At 71.2% G+C, this 18826-nt stretch carries 17 protein-coding genes; 10 read left to right on the plus strand and 7 right to left on the minus strand.

Annotated features, from left to right (window positions below):
• Nucleotides 1–47 precede the first annotated feature (47 nt).
• Both ACYBSK_RS10180 and ACYBSK_RS10185 read left to right on the plus strand, forming a co-directional pair.
• Complete coding sequence (locus ACYBSK_RS10180) at nt 48–341, plus strand: YiaA/YiaB family inner membrane protein (protein WP_457476566.1); 294 nt, start codon at nt 48–50, stop codon at nt 339–341.
• 245 nt (nt 342–586) lie between these two features.
• The gene (locus ACYBSK_RS10185; RefSeq protein ID WP_460245852.1) at nt 587–1222 is read left to right on the plus strand and encodes a TetR/AcrR family transcriptional regulator; all 636 of its coding nucleotides are present in this window, start codon (nt 587–589) and stop codon (nt 1220–1222) included.
• Between the two features lie 7 nt (nt 1223–1229).
• Here ACYBSK_RS10185 and ACYBSK_RS10190 read toward each other — a convergent pair whose 3' ends face one another.
• A complete protein-coding gene (locus tag ACYBSK_RS10190; RefSeq protein ID WP_399231437.1) occupies nt 1230–1691 on the minus strand; it encodes a MaoC family dehydratase in 462 nt (153 codons plus the stop codon).
• Between the two features lie 277 nt (nt 1692–1968).
• Here ACYBSK_RS10190 and soxR point away from each other — a divergent pair, with 277 nt between their 5' ends.
• Nucleotides 1969–2442, plus strand: a complete 474-nt coding sequence (gene soxR / locus ACYBSK_RS10195) for a redox-sensitive transcriptional activator SoxR (protein ID WP_460245853.1) — start codon at nt 1969–1971, stop codon at nt 2440–2442.
• On the opposite strand, the gene ACYBSK_RS10200 is transcribed toward soxR, so the two are convergent.
• Complete coding sequence (locus ACYBSK_RS10200; protein WP_457476570.1) at nt 2393–3727, minus strand: uracil-xanthine permease family protein; 1335 nt, start codon at nt 3725–3727, stop codon at nt 2393–2395. The genes soxR and ACYBSK_RS10200 overlap by 50 nt on opposite strands.
• Nucleotides 3724–4842: an aryl-sulfate sulfotransferase gene (locus ACYBSK_RS10205; protein ID WP_460245854.1), complete on the minus strand. Its 1119-nt coding sequence runs from the start codon at nt 4840–4842 to the stop codon at nt 3724–3726. The genes ACYBSK_RS10200 and ACYBSK_RS10205 overlap by 4 nt, the downstream gene beginning before the upstream one ends.
• 113 nt (nt 4843–4955) lie before the next feature.
• Here ACYBSK_RS10205 and ACYBSK_RS10210 point away from each other — a divergent pair, with 113 nt between their 5' ends.
• From ACYBSK_RS10210 to ACYBSK_RS10220, 3 genes are all read left to right on the plus strand, one after another.
• Nucleotides 4956–5468: a helix-turn-helix domain-containing protein gene (locus tag ACYBSK_RS10210; protein WP_457476572.1), complete on the plus strand. Its 513-nt coding sequence runs from the start codon at nt 4956–4958 to the stop codon at nt 5466–5468.
• Nucleotides 5469–5547: 79 nt separating this feature from the next.
• A complete protein-coding gene (locus ACYBSK_RS10215) occupies nt 5548–6060 on the plus strand; it encodes a hypothetical protein (protein WP_457476573.1) in 513 nt (170 codons plus the stop codon).
• A 66-nt stretch (nt 6061–6126) separates the two neighbouring features.
• Nucleotides 6127–7743, plus strand: coding sequence for an immunity 49 family protein (locus ACYBSK_RS10220; RefSeq protein ID WP_460245855.1), 1617 nt, complete (start codon nt 6127–6129; stop codon nt 7741–7743).
• 67 nt (nt 7744–7810) lie between these two features.
• On the opposite strand, the gene ACYBSK_RS10225 is transcribed toward ACYBSK_RS10220, so the two are convergent.
• Nucleotides 7811–8413: a hypothetical protein gene (locus ACYBSK_RS10225; protein WP_457476575.1), complete on the minus strand. Its 603-nt coding sequence runs from the start codon at nt 8411–8413 to the stop codon at nt 7811–7813.
• A 270-nt stretch (nt 8414–8683) separates the two neighbouring features.
• Here ACYBSK_RS10225 and ACYBSK_RS10230 point away from each other — a divergent pair, with 270 nt between their 5' ends.
• Nucleotides 8684–11530: a penicillin acylase family protein gene (locus tag ACYBSK_RS10230; RefSeq protein ID WP_460245856.1), complete on the plus strand. Its 2847-nt coding sequence runs from the start codon at nt 8684–8686 to the stop codon at nt 11528–11530.
• Nucleotides 11531–11558: 28 nt separating this feature from the next.
• Here the strand turns inward: ACYBSK_RS10230 and ACYBSK_RS10235 are convergent, their stop codons facing one another.
• From ACYBSK_RS10235 to ACYBSK_RS10245, 3 genes are all read right to left on the minus strand, one after another.
• On the minus strand, nt 11559–12848 hold the full coding sequence (locus ACYBSK_RS10235; protein ID WP_457476577.1) for a serine-threonine protein kinase: 1290 nt from the start codon (nt 12846–12848) through the stop codon (nt 11559–11561).
• A gap of 102 nt (nt 12849–12950) precedes the next feature.
• A complete protein-coding gene (locus ACYBSK_RS10240) occupies nt 12951–14273 on the minus strand; it encodes an MFS transporter (protein ID WP_460245857.1) in 1323 nt (440 codons plus the stop codon).
• An 83-nt stretch (nt 14274–14356) separates the two neighbouring features.
• Nucleotides 14357–15607: an exo-beta-N-acetylmuramidase NamZ family protein gene (locus ACYBSK_RS10245; protein WP_460245858.1), complete on the minus strand. Its 1251-nt coding sequence runs from the start codon at nt 15605–15607 to the stop codon at nt 14357–14359.
• Nucleotides 15608–15757: 150 nt separating this feature from the next.
• Here ACYBSK_RS10245 and ACYBSK_RS10250 point away from each other — a divergent pair, with 150 nt between their 5' ends.
• Genes ACYBSK_RS10250 through ACYBSK_RS10260 form a run of 3 tightly spaced genes read left to right on the plus strand, consistent with a single transcriptional unit; the run spans nt 15758 to nt 18818 of the window.
• Complete coding sequence (locus ACYBSK_RS10250) at nt 15758–16522, plus strand: SDR family oxidoreductase (protein WP_457476580.1); 765 nt, start codon at nt 15758–15760, stop codon at nt 16520–16522.
• Nucleotides 16519–18198 carry a class I adenylate-forming enzyme family protein gene (locus ACYBSK_RS10255; protein ID WP_460245859.1) on the plus strand — a complete coding sequence of 560 codons (1680 nt, stop codon included), beginning with the start codon at nt 16519–16521 and terminating at the stop codon, nt 18196–18198. Before ACYBSK_RS10250 ends, ACYBSK_RS10255 begins: the two co-directional genes overlap by 4 nt.
• 26 nt (nt 18199–18224) lie before the next feature.
• On the plus strand, nt 18225–18818 hold the full coding sequence (locus ACYBSK_RS10260; protein WP_457476582.1) for a TetR/AcrR family transcriptional regulator: 594 nt from the start codon (nt 18225–18227) through the stop codon (nt 18816–18818).
• Nucleotides 18819–18826: the final 8 nt, after the last annotated feature.

Consider the following 18826-nt stretch of genomic DNA (forward strand, 5'->3'; position numbering starts at 1 on the left):
ACGCGGGCGGATGGGGCCGCGGCCCCATCCGCCCGATGCTGTACGGCATGAGCAGTGACACACCGGTCAAGCAGCAGAACACGGTGGCCTTCTACGGCCAGGCGGTCGCCTCGTTCGCGATCGCGCTCCTCGCGGTCGCCATCGGCATCTACAGCCTCGATGCCAGCGGCTGGATCCGCGCCTTCCTCGGCATCTCGGTCCTCTACCTGACGACCTCCGCCTTCACCCTGGCCAAGGTCATCCGTGACCGCCAGGAGGCCGGCCAGATCTACAGCCGCGTCGACCAGGCCCGCCTCGAGAAGATCCTCGCGGAACACGATCCTTTCAAGCCGGTGGCGTGACCCACTCAAGCCCGCCCGGCCCCCTCAAGCCCGCCCGGCGATTGAGGGCATCCTCCGCCCCGGGAGGCGTCAACGCCCCGGAAAGGCGTCCTCAATCGCCGGACGGGCTTGAAACGGCACGCCGCAACGTCGCGGAAGACGTCCTCAATCGCCGGACGGGCTTGAGAGCCGGAAACCGCCCCTAAGCGCCCGCTCACCCCGAAGGGTATGGTGTCACCACCCCACGGGAGGAAGCGAGCGCAGCGATGACGCAGGACGAACGCGGTGACACCGAGGTCACGGACGAGATGCCCTGGGCCGACGTCACGCCCGACGCGGCCCGGCGCCTGCTCGTCGCCGCGGTGGAGGCGTTCGCCGAGCGCGGCTACCACGCGACCACGACCCGTGACATCGCGAGCCGCGCCGGCATGAGCCCCGCCGCGCTCTACATCCACTACAAGACCAAGGAAGAGCTGCTCCTCAGGATCAGCCGGATCGGCCACGAGAAGGCGCTGAACATCCTGCGCCAGGCGGTCGCGAGCGAGGGCACCGCCGCCGACCGCCTCGCTGAGGCCGTCCGCTCCTTCGTCCGCTGGCACGCCGGGCACCACATGACCGCGCGCGTGGTCCAGTACGAGCTGGACTCGCTCGGCGAGGAGAACCGGCCCGCGATCGTCGCGCTGCGCCGCGAGAGCGACGCCTCGGTCCGGGAGATCATCAACGACGGCGTGAAGGCGGGCGAGTTCGACGTCCCCGACGTCCCCGGCACCACGGTCGCCGTGCTCTCGCTCTGCATCGACGTGGCCCGCTGGTTCAACACCGAGGGCAAGCGCACACCCGACGAGGTCGGCGCGCTCTACGCCGACCTCGTGCTGCGCATGGTGGCTGCCCGCAAGCAGTAGGCGGGACCTACAGGTAGTACCGGGACACCGACTCCGCGACGCACACCGGCTTGTCGCCGCCCTCGCGCTCCACGCTGAACGCCACGGTGACCTGCACGCCGCCGGCCACGTCCTCCACGTTCGTCACCTTCGCCGTGGCGCGCAGCCGCGAGCCGACCGGGACGGGGGCGGGGAAGCGCACCTTGTTGGTGCCGTAGTTGACGCCCATCTTCATGCCCTCGACCTTCATCAGCTGCGGGCCGAAGAGGGGCAGCAGCGACAGGGTGAGGTAGCCGTGCGCGATGGTCGTCTTGAACGGACCCTCCTTCGCGCGCTCCGGGTCGACGTGGATCCACTGGTGGTCGCCCGTGGCGTCGGCGAACGTGTCGATACGGCTCTGCTCGATCTCGACCCAGTCGCTGTACCCGAGCTGCTCGCCCACGGCGCCCTTCAGGTCGTCGACGTCCTTGAAAACGCGCGGCTCCGCCATGTTCCCTGACCTCCCAGAAGACTTGCCTAAGCGCTTGCTCAGACCACTGGGCATGCTAACAACGCGAGGGCGCGCCGACCAGGGCCCTTCCGACGGATCAGGCTGGGCCCGGGAGGCCGCATCGTTCGGCTCCGCGAGCGGGGTCTGGTGCGTGCAGATGCAAGGCGGAGGAGGGCGACAACGCGGAGCGTTGGCAACCGACGACAACGCGGCAGATGTGCGTGCCAGGGCCCGCGACTCCAGCAGGATCCGTCGGAATGGCCCTAGGCTCGGCCAGGTGCCACAGATTCCGGAGAAGGTTCACGAGCTCACCGTCGGCCAGGTGTCCGCGCGCAGCGGCGCCGCCGTGTCCGCGCTGCACTTCTACGAGTCCAAGGGCCTGATCACCAGCCGCCGCACCGCAGGCAACCAGCGCCGCTACAGCCGTGACACGCTGCGCCGCGTCGCGTTCATCCGTGCCGCGCAGCGCGTGGGCATTCCGCTCGCCACGATCCGGGACGCCCTCGCCGAACTCCCCGAGGAGCGCACCCCGAACCGGGACGACTGGGCGCGCCTCTCGGAGGTCTGGCGGTCCGAACTGGACGAGCGGATCAACCAGTTGGGGCGGCTGCGCGACCACCTCACGGACTGCATCGGCTGCGGCTGCCTGTCCCTGGAGACGTGCGTGCTGTCCAACCCGGACGACGTGTTCGGCGAGCGCCTCACGGGCTCCCGTCTGATGGGGGAGCGGCGGGAGCGTCCGGCGTCGTAGGCGCGAGCCGCGGCCCGCAGGTGCGGAACACCGCGCTGAGCACCACCGCCGCGATCGCCCCGGCCGCGACCCCGCTGCCGAAGAGGGTGCGGGCCCACGTCGGCAGCTCCGCGTACATCTCCGGGGACACGATCGGCAGCATGCCGATCACCAGCGCCAGGGCGATGACGACGCTGTCCGTGCCGTGCGTGAGGTCCGTACGGGAGAGCATGCCGAAGCCCATGACCGCGATGACGGCGTAGATGACCAGGCCCGCGGCGCCCACCACCGGTTCCGGGATCGCCGCGAGGACCCGGGTCAGCGGTGTGATGAGGCCGCACACGATCAGCAGCACCCCGGCCGCCGCCGTCACGAACCGGCTGCGCACGCGCGTCAGTTGCACGATGCCGATGTTCTCGGCGCTGGTCACCATCAGCGACGTACCGAAGACGCCGGAGAACAGCGAGACGAGCGCGTCGGCGCGGGCGATGCGCGGCACGTCGCGGCCCGCGTCGGGGGTGCGGCCCACGGCCTCGCTGTTGAGGACCGTCTGCCCCGTGGCCTCGGCGAGCGAGGCGAGGGCGAAGACCAGGAGCGGGATCGCGGCCAGCAGGTCGAAGTGCGGGGCGCCGTACGGGAACGGGTCGGGCAGCGCGAACGCGCCGCCGTGCGCCACCTCCAGGTCGGTGCCGAGGAGCACGGCGATCAGCGTGCCGCAGACCAGGCCGAGCAGCACCGCCATCTGCCGCCACACCCCGCGCAGGACCAGGAAGAACGCCGCGATCACGCCGAGCGTCGCGAAGCCGAGGCCCGGATCGGAGGCGACCATCGGCGCGGTCACCTTGATCATGTTGATGCCGATGAGGACGACCGTCGTGCCCATCACCAGCGGCGGGAAGAGCCGCACCAGACGGCCGTAGAACGGCAGGACGCACAGCAGGAACGCCGCCGCCACGAGCACCGAGCCCGAGGCCGTCGCCGGACCGTACTCCTGGGCGATCTGGAGGAAGATCGCGACCGCGGCGCCGCCCGGCAGCATCAGGAACGGCAGCCGCGCGCCCACCCGCAGCGCCCGCACCCCCAGGGACTGGAGCAGCGCGCCCACCCCGCACAGCACCAGCGTCGCGCTGAGCAGGGAGGCCGTCTGCGCCGTCGACAGCTTCAGCGTCGTCGCGATGAGGATGACGGAGGAGACGGGCGCGGCGACGCCCGCCAGCAGGTGCTGGCAGGCGAGGGGGACGAGGCGCTTGAGGGGCAGCCGCTCGTCGACCGGTTCGACGGCGCGCTCCGCGACGGCGGTGGTCACTTGCCCAGCCAGGGAAGCTCGGCGGCCGCGTAGCGGTACGAGCGGAACACGGCGTTGGGCTCGGAGGGGAAGAGCTTGCGGACCTCTTCCTCGGTGTAGCCGCCGAAGAAGGGGACGATGTACTCCCAGCAGAGGTAGCCGTCCTCGGTCACCTCGAAGAGGCGGCCCGCGGGGGAGTCGGTGACCAGCGTGTTGCCGTTCGGCAGGCGCTGGGCGCTGCCCATGAACGGCGCGAAGAACGACTCGCGCGCCGGGTCGTGGTACTCCCAGGCGATCGTGCCGCTGGAGCGCTCGATCTCGATGACGCGGCTGAACGGCACGTCCCAGCGCGGCCGGAAGACGCCGTTGTCGAAGACGAGGAAGTTGCCGTTCTCCAGCTCGGTCGGGCAGTGCTGCTGGGAGACGACGCCCGGCTCGGAGCGCCAGATGATGTCGCCGGTCGCGCGCTCGATGACGACGACGGCCGACACGGAGCGGAAGCTCGCGAGGATGTTGCCGTCGGCGAGCGGCAGCACGCTGTTGATCAGCGGGTAGTGCTCGCGGGCGTAGTCCGGGTGCAGCGGGAAGTCCTCGCGGCCGAGACGCTCGGAGACCTTCCACTCCCAGGTCGTGTTCCCCTCGGCGTCGACCTCGACGATCGTGTCCGCCCACACCGTGGTGCCGCCGGCCTCCGACCCCGGTACACCGCCGCGCACGGCCTTCGCCGCCTCCCCGGTCAGCGCTTCGAGGGCGGTGTAGAGGATCCGGCCGTCGCCGTAGTGGTGGGCGTCGTGGTGCTGGAGCGGGTCGCGGTGCTCGCGGACGACCGTCCCGTCCGGGGTGATCTCCTGCATCAGGCCGCCGCGGTACTTGTGCCACATGGGGAACAGGGCGGGCTCGTCGGGCAGGACGCCGTTGTAGGCGAGGTTCCCGTTCTCCAGGATCCGCGCGTGCCGGCCGGGGCGGTTCGGCAGGTCCCAGCGGTGGACGACCTCGCCGCGGATGTCGATCAGGTAGACCTCGCCGGAGCCGGTCAGCGGCGCGAACAGCGTGTAGCCGCCGTACGAGGCGTCCTCGTCCAGGGCGATGAGTCCGGTGCCGCGGCGGCGGCGCTGGTTCTGGTCCACACGAGCCATGAAGGCCTCCGTCGTCGATCAGTAGTTAACTTTTTTAAGTGACAGTGAAAGAGTTAACCATGACGGTAAGGTGCCCAGGAACAGGGACGGCAGCGAAAGGGCGTTACAAGTTCATGAACGTGGGACCCGGCATCCGGCGCAGGCGCCGTGCCCTGGAGCTGACGCTCGCCGAGGTGGCCCGGCGGGCCCAGGTCTCCGTCCCCTTCCTCAGCCAGGTCGAGAACGGGCGGTCGCGCCCCAGCATGGGCTCGCTGCAACGGATCGCCGACGCGCTCGACACCACGGCCGTCGAGATCCTCGCCGCGGCGCAGGAACCGCGCCCGGTCGATGTCGTACGGGCCGCCGACGGCGCCGCGACGGCCGACGGTGCCCGCCCGCTGGTCCGCGGCCAACAGCGGCTGCACGCGCTGGAGTTCACCGGCGACCACGACTGGGGCCGCGAGTTCCGCCACCGCGGCGACGAGATCCTCTACGTCGCCGACGGCTCGGCCGAGGTGGAGGCGGACGGTGTCAGCTACCGCCTCGAACGCGGCGACACCCTCTACTGCGCCGCCGAACTCCCGCACCGCTGGCGCCCCCTGGAACCCGGCACGCGCGTCCTCCTCGTGGGAGTCGCCGCACCGTAGTCCGTCAATCCCCTTGTCGGCGCGTAGAGTTGGCGCGACCATGCGTCGCACCATTCATCGACGGGGGAGGTCGAACGGCATGGCAGTAGCGGTCTGTTCACTCAAGTACGAGCCCACCCGCTCGGGCCCGCAGTCCGTGGTCTACGACGACGACGGCTACCACCTGGTGCGCTTCCCGTACGAGAGCACCGAGGAGTCGTACGACCCGTGGAAGATGCACGACCCGGCGGGCGGCGGCGGTACGTCGAAGTATCCCGACGCGCGCTCGGGGCTGATCTGGCCCAGCCACGACGGCTGGGCCACCCTGTCGGCGCTGCTCTTCTGGGGCGCGGACACCCGAGCGACCGAGTACCGCGCCCGCTTCGTGCGCGACCCGCTGGGCATCGGCACCGGCTACGACTCCACCGCCACGACCGACATCTCGCCCACGGGCGGCGGCCAGTTCCGCTCGTACACCTGGCAGATGTTCGTGCACCCCGGCACTCCGGTCGGCTTCAAGGTCTCGGCCCGGACGAGCGCCAGTCCGCTGAAGGTGCCGATCACCCTTGCGGAGTTCAAGATGGCGATCCATACGGATGTGATCAGGCCCTGACACGGTCGAGCGGTGGTTTTCCGGCTCGTCCGCCACAAGGGGCGTCCGCCTCGTAGAGTCGCCACCGTGATTGAGAACGAGGCTCCGGATCCCCAACTGCCCATGCTCACCGCGCCCCGGGCCGACCGGCTGCGGGCGCTCGTGGCCGAGAGCGTGCGCGCGCGCTTCGGGGCGGAGCAGGGCTTCGTGCCCGACGGCGACGCGGTACGGCGCGGCGGCGAACTGTTCCCGCTGGCGGGCCTGGCGCGGCGGTGCGCCGAGGCGCCCGAGGACGACTGGGCCGGGCTCGTCGACGCGCACTTCGCGGCCCTCGCCGACGCCTCGCGCGGCGGCGAGGACGCCTCGGAACTCCTCGCCAACAGCTGTCTGCGGCTCGTGCCCACGGACACCGCCGACGAGTTGGGCTTCGCCTACCCGCGCGAGGTCGCCGAGGGGCTGCGGCTCGCCCTCGCGCTCGACGGGACCGACTCCGTACGGCTGCTGACCGACGAGGACGTGGCGCGGGCCGGCGCCGACGAACTGTGGGGCGCGGCGCGCCAGGCCCTCACCCGGCAGTCCATGCGGCACGAGGAGGTCCGGCTCGACGGCCACCCGGTGCTCTACTCCGTCTACGGGGACACGCACTTCGTGGCGAGCAAGGCGGTGGTGCTGCCCGAGGTGGTCGCGGAAGTCACCGGGCGCCGGATGCCGGAGGCGGGCGCGCTCGTCGCCGTGCCCACCCGGCAGGCGCTCGCCTTCCACCCGATCGTCGACGGCAGCGCCACCGACGCCGCGGCCGACCTCGCCTCGTACGCCGAACGCGCGCACGCAGAGGGCCCCGGACCGCTCTCGCCGCACGTCTACTGGTGGCACGACGGGCGCCTCACGTCGCTCGGCGCCGGGGAACTGCGACCGCCGGACGAACTCCTCGACGTGATCGCGGCGTTGACCGCGCTCGACGCCTCGGGCCGCCTCGCCTCCGCCAGGGCGGCCCAGCCCGAGGGCCGCTTCGCCACCGCGCTCGCCGAGGCGCTCGGCCACGCGGCCACCGACCCCGACGCGGCCCGCACCGAGACCTGGGACGCCTGGCTCGCGGCGCACCGCCTCGGCACGTCCCTGTTCGCGCGCGGCAAGGACGGCGAACCCCCGGTGGGCGAGGGGGACGCGGGCGCCGACCCCGCCCGTGCCTGGCTCGACGCCTTCTACCTCACCCTCGTCACCCGCGACCGCGAGCGCACCACCCGCCTGTGCCAGGTGCCGCTCGACTCACTGCGCGGCAGCGCACCCGTGGACGACTACGTGCTGCACTGGATCGACGCGGTGCAGAGCCACTGGCTGCGCCGTCCCGTCGACGACGTCGTGGACCTGCTCGTCACCACCATCAGGGCCTCGCACCCGGACACGGCGACGCTCGCGCCGAAGGACTTCCTCAACCTGGTCGACTACCAGCCGGTCGCCCTCTTCCACCGGCTGCTCACGCACGACCACGAGGCCTTCGGCGAGGCGCTCGCGGAAGCCCTGGTGCAGCACGCCGGTTACTGGGGCGCGTCGACCGCGCCGCGCGCCCGCGTGGCCCTCGGCCCGCTCGGGCTCGCCTGCCTCGCCCACGACATGGACTTCCCGGTCCGCACCGACCTGCCGTACCTGCCGAAGTACCTGCTCAACCGGCAGCGCCTGGAGGTCGCGCCGGAGCAGAACTCCTGACCGGGCCGAAATCCGGGGGTGCGCCGAACTCGGGGCCGCACCCCCGTCGCGCTGTACGCCACCTGCGCTACGCGGAGACGAGCAGGCGCGCCAGCCGGGCCTCGGCCAGCGCGTTGGGTGTGAGGACGGGCCGCGGCACGACGATGCCGCAGTGGGTGCACACGGGGCCCGAGGAGGGTTCGTGCGCCAGATCGTGCTGCCAGACGAGGCGGGTGTCCGTGCACACGGGGCAGGACGCGCCCGGATCGCGCTCCAGTGCCGTGATGAGCCTGCGCAGCACTTCGGCCAGCGGCTCCGTGGGATGCACCGACGGGTCGTCGCACCAGGCGACGCCGAAGCCGCCCCAGGTCAGCCGGTGCCAGTCGTCCACGCTCCCCGGGCGGCGCAGCCCGTCGTGCTTCTCCTTGCGCCTGCGCTCCGCGAAGGCGACTTCGTACGCGAGCCAGACGGCCCGCGCCTCCTCCAGCTCCTCCAGCGCCGCGACCAGCCGGGCCGGGTCGGGGGAGCGGTCCTCGGGGTCGAACCCCGCCCGGGAACAGAGGTGGTCCCAGGTCGCTCGGTGCCCGTAAGGGGCAAATCTCTCCAGGCACTTGCGCAGTGAATAACGCCGCAGTGCCAGATCGCTCAGCGGATCGCGCACCTGTCTCGCCAGACTTCGGAATCCGGCCATCGCCCTGCACCTCCGTCACACGTACGTCGGCATCGTCGCCGCAGCCATGAAGCGACTTCGCCGAGTAGACGTATCGACACGCGATTCGGATCCCCTCGAAGGCCACCGGGTCCCATCCGATTTCCGATGGGGCCCATCAGGGTCACCTTCTGAGGTGTGGGAGTACCTGAGTGGTCCCTGTGCTGATTCCGAAAACGTGACGCATGTTCATCTTCTGTCCGCGGCTAACCGTCGGTAACCTCCGGCTCACCATCGTCGGGAGGATCAGGCATGCGACGACGCATACCCCGCACCACCCTGCACAAAAGCCTTACGAAGAGAGTTACGGCCGTCGCGGCACTTGTGCTCACCGCCGGACTGCTCTCTCCCGTCTCGGCCGTGGCCGACGATCCCGCACCGGCCACCGATTACTGCGAGGGGCAGTGCGCGGACATACTGCCGCCCGGCGCGAACGGCAGCGCCACGCTCGCCCAGATCCTCGGCAACAAGCTGCTGGGAACCCAGCCCCCGCACGCCGACGATCAACTCGGTCCTTATGACGCCCTGTCGTCCGGATATCCCGCACTCACCGACGACACACTCACGAATTTCTTCAACGACTCCTCCTTCGGTGTCGCGGACGATCAGGTCGGCTCCGTCACCCGTCCCCGCGAGGACGTCACGATCACCCGTGACAAGAAGAACGGCGTACCCCACATCAAAGGTTCCTCGCGCTACGGAACAGAATTCGGCGCCGGTTACGCCGCAGGTCAGGACCGTCTCTGGCTGATCGACCTGTTCCGCCACATCGGGCGCGGCGAATTGACCTCGTTCGCCGGCGGCGCCCTCGCGAACCAGGGCCTGGAGCAGGAGTTCTGGCCGCAGGCCCCGTACACGGAAAAGGACCTGGAACAGCAGGTCGAGTACATCAAGAAGACCGGAGGCGCCCGCGGCGCACAGGCCATGGAGGACGCGCAGGCCTATATCGACGGCCTCAACGCCTATCGGGAGAAGTCGAAGAAGGGCCGCTACTTCCCCGGCGAGTACGTGCTCACCGGCAAGGTCGACGCGATCACGAACGTGGGCGAGATCCAGCCGTTCAAGGTGACCGACATGATCGCGCTCGCCTCCGTGGTCGGCGGACTCTTCGGCAACGGCGGCGGCGGAGAGGTCGACGCGGCGCTCTCGCTGCTCAAGGCGCAGGAGAAGTACGGCGTCGAGAAGGGCACCGAGGTCTGGGAGTCCTTCCGCGGGCGCGACGACCCGGAGACCGTCACCACCATCCACGACGGCACCCGTTTCCCGTACGGCGAGAAGCCGAAGGACGCGCGCGGGCAGGCGCTCCCCGACAAGGGCTCGGTGGAGAAGGAGCCCCTCGTGTACGACCGGGAGGGCTCGGCGGCGACGGGCGCGAAATCGGCGGCCAAGGACCCCGTGAAGGCGCCCGCCAGGCTCAAGCCGCTCCAGGGCATGTACGACGACGGGGTCCTGCCCTCCGACCTGTTCACGCGCTCGGCGTCCAAGAAGGGCATGTCGAACGCCCTGCTCGTCTCCGGCGAGCACACCGCGTCCGGCAACCCGGTCGCCGTGTTCGGCCCGCAGACCGGCTACTTCGCGCCACAGCTGCTGATGATGCAGGAGCTCCAGGGCCCCGGCATCAGCGCGCGCGGCGTCTCCTTCGCGGGCGTCGGCATGTACGTCCAGCTCGGCCGCGGCCAGGACTACGCGTGGTCCGCGACGTCCGCGACCCAGGACATCACCGACACGTACGCCGTCCAGCTATGCGAGCCCGACGGCTCCGCGCCCACCCGGCAGTCCACCTCCTACCTCTACCGGGGCACCTGCACGCCGATGGAGAAGATGGAGCGCAAGAACGCCTGGAAGCCGACGATCGCCGACTCCACGGCCGCCGGCTCCTACCGGATGCAGGTCTTCCGCACGAAGTACGGGATCGTCACCCACCGCGCGGAGGTCGACGGAAAACCCGTCGCCTACACGGCACTGCGCTCCACGTACCGCCACGAGGCCGACTCGATCATCGGCTTCCAGATGCTGAACGACCCGGGCTACGTCAAGGACGCCGCGACGTTCCAGAAGGCGGCGCAGCACATCAACTACGCCTTCAACTGGTTCTACGCCGACTCCCGCGACATCGCCTACTACAACAGCGGGACGAACCCGGTGCGCGCCGAGGACGTCGACATGTCGCTGCCGGTGCGCGGCGAACGGGCCTACGAGTGGAAGGACTTCGACCCGGCCGACAACACGTCCGCCGAGACACCCCCGTCGCAGCACCCGAACTCCGTCGGCCAGGACTACTACGTCTCCTGGAACAACAAACAGGCCAAGGGGTTCTCCTCGCCCAACTTCAGCATGGGCGCGGTGCACCGGGCCGACCTGCTGGACGACCGCGTCAAGAAGCTCACCGAGCGCGGCGGCGTCACCCGCGCCTCCCTCACCCGGGCCATGGAGGAGGCCGCCGTCACCGACCTGCGCGGCGAGCAGGTGCTGCCCGAGATGCTGAAGGTGATCCGCAGCGAACCGCTCGGCGACAACCCGCAACTGAAGAAGGCGGTGCAGCAGTTGGAGGCCTGGGAGAAGGCCGGAGCCCAGCGCAACCAGACCTCCGCCGGGTCGAAGACGTACGCGCACCCCGACGCCGTCCGCCTCATGGACGCGTGGTGGCCGCTGATGGTCGAGGCCGAGTTCAAGCCCGGCCTCGGCGACGAGCTGTACGCGTCCCTGACCGCGCAGCTCACCGTCGACGAGGCGCCGTCCGCCGGACACGGTCCGACCGGCGCGCACGCCGGATCGGCCTTCCAGTACGGCTGGTGGGGCTATGCCGACAAGGACCTCAGGTCCGTGCTCGGCGAACCCGTCAAGGGCACGCTGGGCGCCACGTACTGCGGCTCCGGGGACCTGTCGGCCTGCCGTGACGTCCTGCTCGCCACGCTGACCGAGGCCGCCGCCAAGCCCGTCACCGAGGTGTACCCCGGCGACGACACCTGCAAGGCGGGCGACCAGTGGTGCGCGGACAGCATCGCGCACCGCGCCGTCGGCGGCATCACGCACCGGAACATCCAGTGGCAGAACCGGCCCACCTACCAGCAGGTCGTGGAGTTCCCGGCGCACCGCTGAGGCGGTCCGGCCGCACCAGGGTTCCGCGTCACCGCCCCGCGCGGGCGGTGACGCGCCCCGCCCCGAGCACCACCCGTGCCAGCTCCTCGTGGCAGATGTCGCTGTGGGCCCCCGAAGGCGGGGGCCCATGGCGCACCACCTGCGCCGCGTCCACGCTCACACAGCCCGCACCCGGCACCCCGGCCCGCAACACGTCCGCCAGCGTGAACCGCACCGCGCCCTCGACGTCCTTGAAGCCGTCGTGGCCGAGCGCGCCCCACCGCTCGCCCGGATCACCGAGCGCCCGGTCGTCGCCCGCCAGCCGGGAGGCCAGCGGGTACATCACCCTCAGCGCGGTGTCGTGCCGCGAGAAGCACGCCACCAGCGGCCCGTCGATCCGCGCCTGCCGCCCGTTCAGCGCGCCCCGGCGGGCGAACGCGTAGTGCGAGAACGCCCCCTGAAGCAGCGTCACCGACTTCACGTTGCGGGCCGGCTTCGGCATCCCGGCCAGCGCGAAGGACACGAGCCGCGCCCCGAAGCTGTGCCCGACCAGGTGCACCCGCACCCCCGGCGCCTCCTCGGCGAGGCGGCCGAGCGCGGGCCCGAGCCCGGCCTGCCCGACCTTCCCGGCCCGCCGCTTCATCGCGAAGTACGTGGCCTGCCGCAGCAGTTCGTGCGCGCCCTTCCACGCCTTCGCGAGCCCGCCGGGCAGCTTGAACTCCGCCGCGGCGCCCGGCCCCGCCGCCGTCTCCAGGGCGGCGGCGAACTCCAGGCACACGCCGCGGGTGTCCTCGTGCAGCATCGCCGGAGTGCTGTGCTGCCCGCCGTCCTCCGAGATGTCGGCGCCCGACACCGAGGGCCCGACGCCGATCAACTGCCGTACCAGGCCGCCGAACTCGTCGAAGGCCGACGCCGCGTCCGGCTGCTCCTCCAGGCGCCGGGCGAGCAGGTCGACGACCGGTTCGCTGCGCGGGAAGACCTCGGTGAGCGCCCGCCGGGTCCCCTTGTCGAGCGTGGTGCGCGGCACCACGGGGGCCGCCGCGGGGTCGAAGTCGGGGAACGGCTCGTCCGTGAACCGCATGGACGGCCAGTACACGCCCACGTAGCCGAGGCCGGCGTCGGGCGCCAGCGCGGGGAACGGCGCGAAGAAGCGGTCGTACAGCCGGGTCGCCATCGCGCGGTCGTTGTTCCAGCCGTGCGCGAAGACCACCAGGTCGCGCACCCGGTGCGCCGCGCGGAGAAGATGGGCGAGCTGCCCGGAGTCCGGATCGCCGTCGGCGTCGAACCGCAGCTCCCAGTAGGGCCGGACGTGGACTTCAGGTGCTTGGGAAGCGGACATGGCGAAACCCCCGTGACAGGCGTCGGACGACAACGCGTGCCGCGCATCGTCCCGCCGCATCCGGGGGTTGGCCAGAGGTTCCGCCGTCAATTGACGTACGGATCAACCGAGTTGACGCTCGCGGGTCTCCGGGAGCGCCAGGACGCACAGCAGTGACACGACCGCCATCGCGCTCACGTACCAGCCCACCGACGAGGAGCCGAGCGCGCTCTGCAGACGCGTCGCGATCAGCGGGGAGACCGCGCCGCCGAGGACGCCGCCCAGGTTGTACGCGAAGGAGGCGCCCGAGTAGCGCACCCGCGCCCCGAACAGCTCCGGGAGGTACGCGCCCATCGGGCCGTACACGACGCCCATGCAGAACAGGGCGCCGCCGAGCGCCAGCGCGATGAGCACCGGCTTCTCGGTGTCCATCAGCGGGAACAGGACCAGGCCCCACACGATCGCAAGCCCCGTCCCGGCCAGTACGACCTTGCGCCGCCCGCCCGCGTCGGAGCGCGTCGCCGCGAGCCACGTGCCGGCCGCGAGGAACAGACAGGCCACCAGCGACACCGCGAGCATCGTGGAGCGCGGCACGCCGAGCGTCGTCGTGCCGTAGGCGAGGCAGTACGTTGTGGCCGTGTAGAAGAGCCCGTACGCGACGATCATGCCGCCGGCGCCGAGCAGGATCTCCTTCGGGTGCCGCTTGAAGACCTCGAGGGCCGGCGCCCTGCTGGCCTCCTGCTCCGCCATCACCTTGGCGAACACCGGCGTCTCGCTGATCTTCAGGCGGACGAACAGACCGACCGCCACCAGGAGGAACGACAGCAGGAACGGGATGCGCCAGCCCCACGACGTGAACGCGTCGTCCGAGAGCGACTCCGAGAGCAGCCAGAAGATGCCGGTGGCGGCGAAGAAGCCGACGGAGGGGCCGAGTTGGGGGAACGCGGCGAACAGTCCGCGCTTGCCGCGCGGCGCGTGCTCCACGGCGAGCAGCGCCGCCCCGCCCCACTCGCCGCCGAGCCCGACGCCCTGGAGGAAGCGCAGCAGCACCAGCAGGATCGGCGCCCACAGGCCCAGGGTGTCGTACCCGGGCAGCAGGCCGACGCACGCCGTCGACAGGCCCATCAGGAGCAGCGAGGCCACCAGCACCGACTTGCGGCCGATCCGGTCGCCGAAGTGGCCGAAGACCAGCGAGCCGATCGGGCGGGCCGCGAAGGCGACGGCGTACGTCGAGAACGAGGCGAGGGTCGCGTTGATCGGGGTGAGGTTCGGGAAGAACGCGGCGTTGAGGACGAGCGCGGCGGCCGTTCCGTAGACGTAGAAGTCGTAGAACTCGATGGCCGTGCCGATGAAGCTGGCCACGGCCACCCGGCGCAGGCTCTCCTGCCGGTCCCGCGCCGGTGCGGCCTCGGCGACCTCTTCGCTGGTCGATTCGTCTTTGAGCACGAGCAGACTCTGATTGTCCGTGTACTGCCCAGTCAATATGCCGGGACGGGCGTCCCGGATCCCGAGACGCCCTCAGGAACCGGTCACTTGTACACGAGGTACTGGCGCCGCACCCGCCGGAACGCGGCCAGCTCCTCCTGCCACGCCCCCACGATCTCGTCGGTGTCCGCGCCCGCGTCGACCATCGTGCGCACCCGCGTGGACCCGGTGAGCCGGTCGATCGCGTTGTCCGGGCGCCAGCCGAAGTCCTTCCACGTCTTCTTGGCCGTCACCAGCAGGCCGATGCCGGTGCGCACCGGCTCGAAGACCTCGCGGTCGTCGACGTGGACCTGGACGCCGCCGATCGTCTTGCCCTGGAACTTGGAGAACGTCGGCGCGAAGTACGCCTCCCTGAAGTGCACTCCCGGCAGGCCGAGTCCGTTGGCGGCCGCCGCCCAGCCCGCGTCGATGCCCTCGGCGCCGAGGAGTTCGAAGGGGCGGGTGGTGCCGCGGCCCTCGGAGAGCAGCGTGCCCTCGAACATGCAGGTGCCGGAGTAGACGAGCGCCGTGTCCGGCGTCGGCATGTTGGGGCTCGGCGGCACCCACGGCAGCCCGTACGCGTCGTAGAAGTCGCGGCGCTTCCAGCCGCTCATCAGGACCGTCTCCAGCTCGACGGGGTGCTCCAGGTACTCGCCGTTGAAGAGGCGGGCCAGCTCGGTGACCGTCATGCCGTGCGCCTGAGCGATCTCGCGGCGGCCCACGAAGCTCGCGAACTTCCGGTCCAGGACGGGCCCGTAGGCGTTCCGGCCCGTCACCGGGTTCGGCCGGTCGAGCACCACGAACCGCTTGCCCGCGAGCTGCGCCGCCTCCATGCAGTCGTACAGCGTCCAGATGTACGTGTAGAAGCGCGCGCCCACGTCCTGGATGTCGAAGACGACCGTGTCGACGCCGGACTGCGTGAAGATGTCGGCGAGCGCCTGACCGCTCTTCAAGTACGTGTCGTAGACGGGCAGTCCGGTCGCCGGGTCCTCGCTCCTGCCCTCGGAGCCGCCCGCCTGCGCGGTCCCGCGGAAGCCGTGCTCCGGGCCGAACACCGCCTTCAGGTCGACCCGTTCGTCGGCGTGCATCACGTCCACGATGTGCCGCACGTCGCGGGTGACCCCGGTCGGATTGGTGACCATGCCGACCTTCTGGCCCGCCAGGACCGCGTAACCGCTGTCCACCAGGCGCTCGAAGCCGGTGCGCAACCGGGGACCGCCGACGCCGGGCGCGGCGCTCGCCGCCCCGCCGCCGGCGCTCAGGCCACCCGCGACGCCCGCTCCCGCCGCGAGCAGCCCTCGTCTCGACACGTTCATGCGTGAACCTCCGTGATCTTCGGACCGGCTTGGCCCTGCACGCTAGTCGCGGAATCCCCCGTGCGGAACGAACCGACACCACGAAGCCCTTTCCCGGCGACATACCGACTGGTTAGTCTGCCCGGCAGCCGGAGCTTTCGAAGGAGACCGATGGTGCACAGTCCGCAGGGCCAGTCAGTCGTCGTCACCGGGGCGGGCGGCGGCATCGGGGCCGCCATCGCCCGCCGCTTCGCCGCCGAGGGGGCCCGCGTCGTCGTCAACGACCTGGACGCCGCGAAGGCGAAGGCGGTCGCCGACGAGATCGGCGCGACGGCCGTCCCCGGCGACGCCTCCGCGATCGTCGACGAGGCACGCGAGGCGCTCGGCGGCACCGTCGACGTCTACTGCGCCAACGCGGGCGTCGCCTGCGGCGGCGCCGAGGCCCTCGACGAGGCGCAGTGGGCGCTGTCCTGGGACGTCAACGTGATGGCGCACGTCCGCGCCGCGCACGCCCTGCTGCCCGACTGGCTGGAGCGCGGCGCGGGCCGCTTCGTCTCCACGGTCTCCGCCGCCGGGCTGCTCACCATGATCGGCGCCGCCCCGTACAGCGTCACCAAGCACGGCGCGTACGCCTTCGCCGAATGGCTCTCGCTGACGTACCGGCACCGCGGCGTCAAGGTGCACGCGATCTGCCCGCAGGGCGTGCGCACCGACATGCTCAAGGGCTCCGGAACCGCCGGTGACCTGGTGCTCGCCCCGACCGCCATCGAACCGGCGGACGTCGCCGACGCCCTGTTCACGGGCATCGCGCAGGACCGCTTCCTGATCCTGCCGCACCCCGAGGCCGCCGAGTACTACGCGGCCCGCGCCACCGAGCCGGAGCGCTGGCTCACCACCATGAATCACATCCAGCAGAAGTGGGAGGCCACCCGGTGACCGACGTTCCTCAGGGGTCCGGCTACGACGCCAAGCCCTGGCTCGCCGTGCTCAACGACGCCCAGAAGGCCCCGGTCGACCCGGCCGCCACCGTCGTGCACGCCTTCGCCGACGCCGTCCGCCGCGCCCCCGACCGCACGGCCCTCGCCTACTTCGACGGCCGTCTCTCCTACGCCGACGTGGACGCCCTCTCCGACTCCGTCGCCGGTCACCTCGCCGCGCGCGGCCTGGAGCGCGGCGACCGTGTCGCGATCATGCTCCAGAACTCGCCGCACTTCGTGCTCGCCCTGCTCGGCGCGTTCAAGGCGGGCGCGGTCGTGGTCCCGGTCAACCCGATGTACAAGGCGGGGGAGGTGCGGCACGTCCTGCACGACGCCGAGGTGACCGGCATCGTCTGCTCGGACCGCGCCTGGGAGACGTACCTGCGCGACACGGCGGCCGACTCGCCCGTCCGCATCGCCCTCACCGCCTGCGAGCTGGACCTCCAGACACGCGGCGACGACCGGGTCCTGAACTTCGAGCGGGTGAGCCCGGCGGCCACCGACGCCGACGACCTCGTCACCGTCGCCCACGCCGGCCACAAGGCCCCCGCGGGCCGCGAACTCACCGGCGACGACATCGCGTTGATCAGCTACACGTCCGGCACCAGCGGCACCCCGAAGGGCGCCACCAACCTGCACCGCAACATCACGTACAACGCGGAGCGCCAGCGCACCGGCCTCGGGCTGCCGGAAGGCGCCGTCTACTTCGCGCTCGCGCCGCTCTTCCACATCACCGGCATGGTCTGCGAACTCGTCGCCTCCTTCGCCAACGCGGGCACCCTCGCGCTCGCCTACCGCTTCGAACCGGGCGTCGTCCTCGACGCGTTCGCCGAGCACCGGCCCGCGTACACGGTCGGCCCGTCGACCGCGTTCATGGCGCTCGGCGCGCAGCCGCAGGCCACCCGCGAGCACTTCGCGTCGTTCTCGTCGATCTCGTCGGGCGGCGCGCCGGTGCCGCCGGCCCTGGTGGAGAAGTTCCGCGCCTCCTTCGGCCCGTACATCCACAACGGTTACGGGCTGACCGAGTGCACGGCGCCCTGCGCGTCCGTGCCGCCGGGCGTCGAGGCGCCGGTCGACCCGGCGTCGGGGACGCTCGCGGTGGGCGTGCCGGGGCCGGACACGGTGGTCCGGATCGTCGACGACCTCGGGAACGACGTGCCCTTCGGGGAGCAGGGCGAGATCGCGGTGCGCGGCCCGCAGGTCGTGCCCGGCTACTGGCGCCGCCCCGAGGCCACCGAGGAGGGCTTCCCCGGCGGGGAGCTGCGCACGGGCGACATCGGCTTCATGGACGAGAAGGGCTGGCTGTACGTCGTCGACCGCAAGAAGGACATGATCAACGCGTCCGGCTTCAAGGTGTGGCCGCGCGAGGTCGAGGACGTCCTCTACGGCCACCCCGCCGTCCGCGAGGCGGCGGTCGTCGGCATCCCCGACGCGTACCGCGGCGAGAGCGTGAAGGCGTTCGTGAGCCTGCGGCCCGGCGCCGAGGCGAGCCCCGAGGACCTGTCGGCGTACTGCAAGGAACGCCTCGCGGCGTACAAGTACCCCCGTGAGGTGGAGGTGCTCGTCGACCTGCCGAAGACGGCAAGTGGGAAGATCCTCCGGCGGGAACTGCGTTCCCCGTCAGGACAAGGCTGAGAACTACGGAAAGGCAGGTGGCGGCAGTGCCCAGGACGACCGACGGCGACGGCACGCCCGTCCCGCAACGACTCCTCGCGGCCGCCACCCGGCTGTTCGCCGACCGTGGCTACGACCGCACGTCGGTGCAGGAGATCGTGGAGGCGGCGGGCGTCACGAAGGGCGCCCTCTACCACTACTTCGGCTCGAAGGACGATCTCCTGCACGAGGTGTACGCGCGGGTGCTGCGCCTCCAGCAGGAGCGGCTCGACGCGTTCGCGGACCGGGACGAGCCGGTGGAGAAGCGCCTTCGGGAGGCGGCGGCGGACGTCGTCGTCACGACCATCGACAACCTCGACGACGCGTCGATCTTCTTCCGTTCCATGCACCACCTCGGCCCGGAGAAGAACAAGCAGGTGCGGGCGGAGCGCAGGCGCTACCACGAGCGCTTCCGTGCGCTCATCGAGGAGGGGCAGAAGGCGGGCGTCTTCTCGACGGAGACCCCCGCCGACCTGGTGGTGGACTACCACTTCGGCTCGATCCACCACCTGTCCACGTGGTACCGCCCGAACGGCCCCCTGACCCCGCAGCAACTGGCCGACCAACTGGCCGACCTGCTGCTGCGGGCGCTGCGGCCCTGACCAGGCCC

The sequence above is a fragment of the Streptomyces sp. BYX5S genome, from assembly GCF_054724165.1.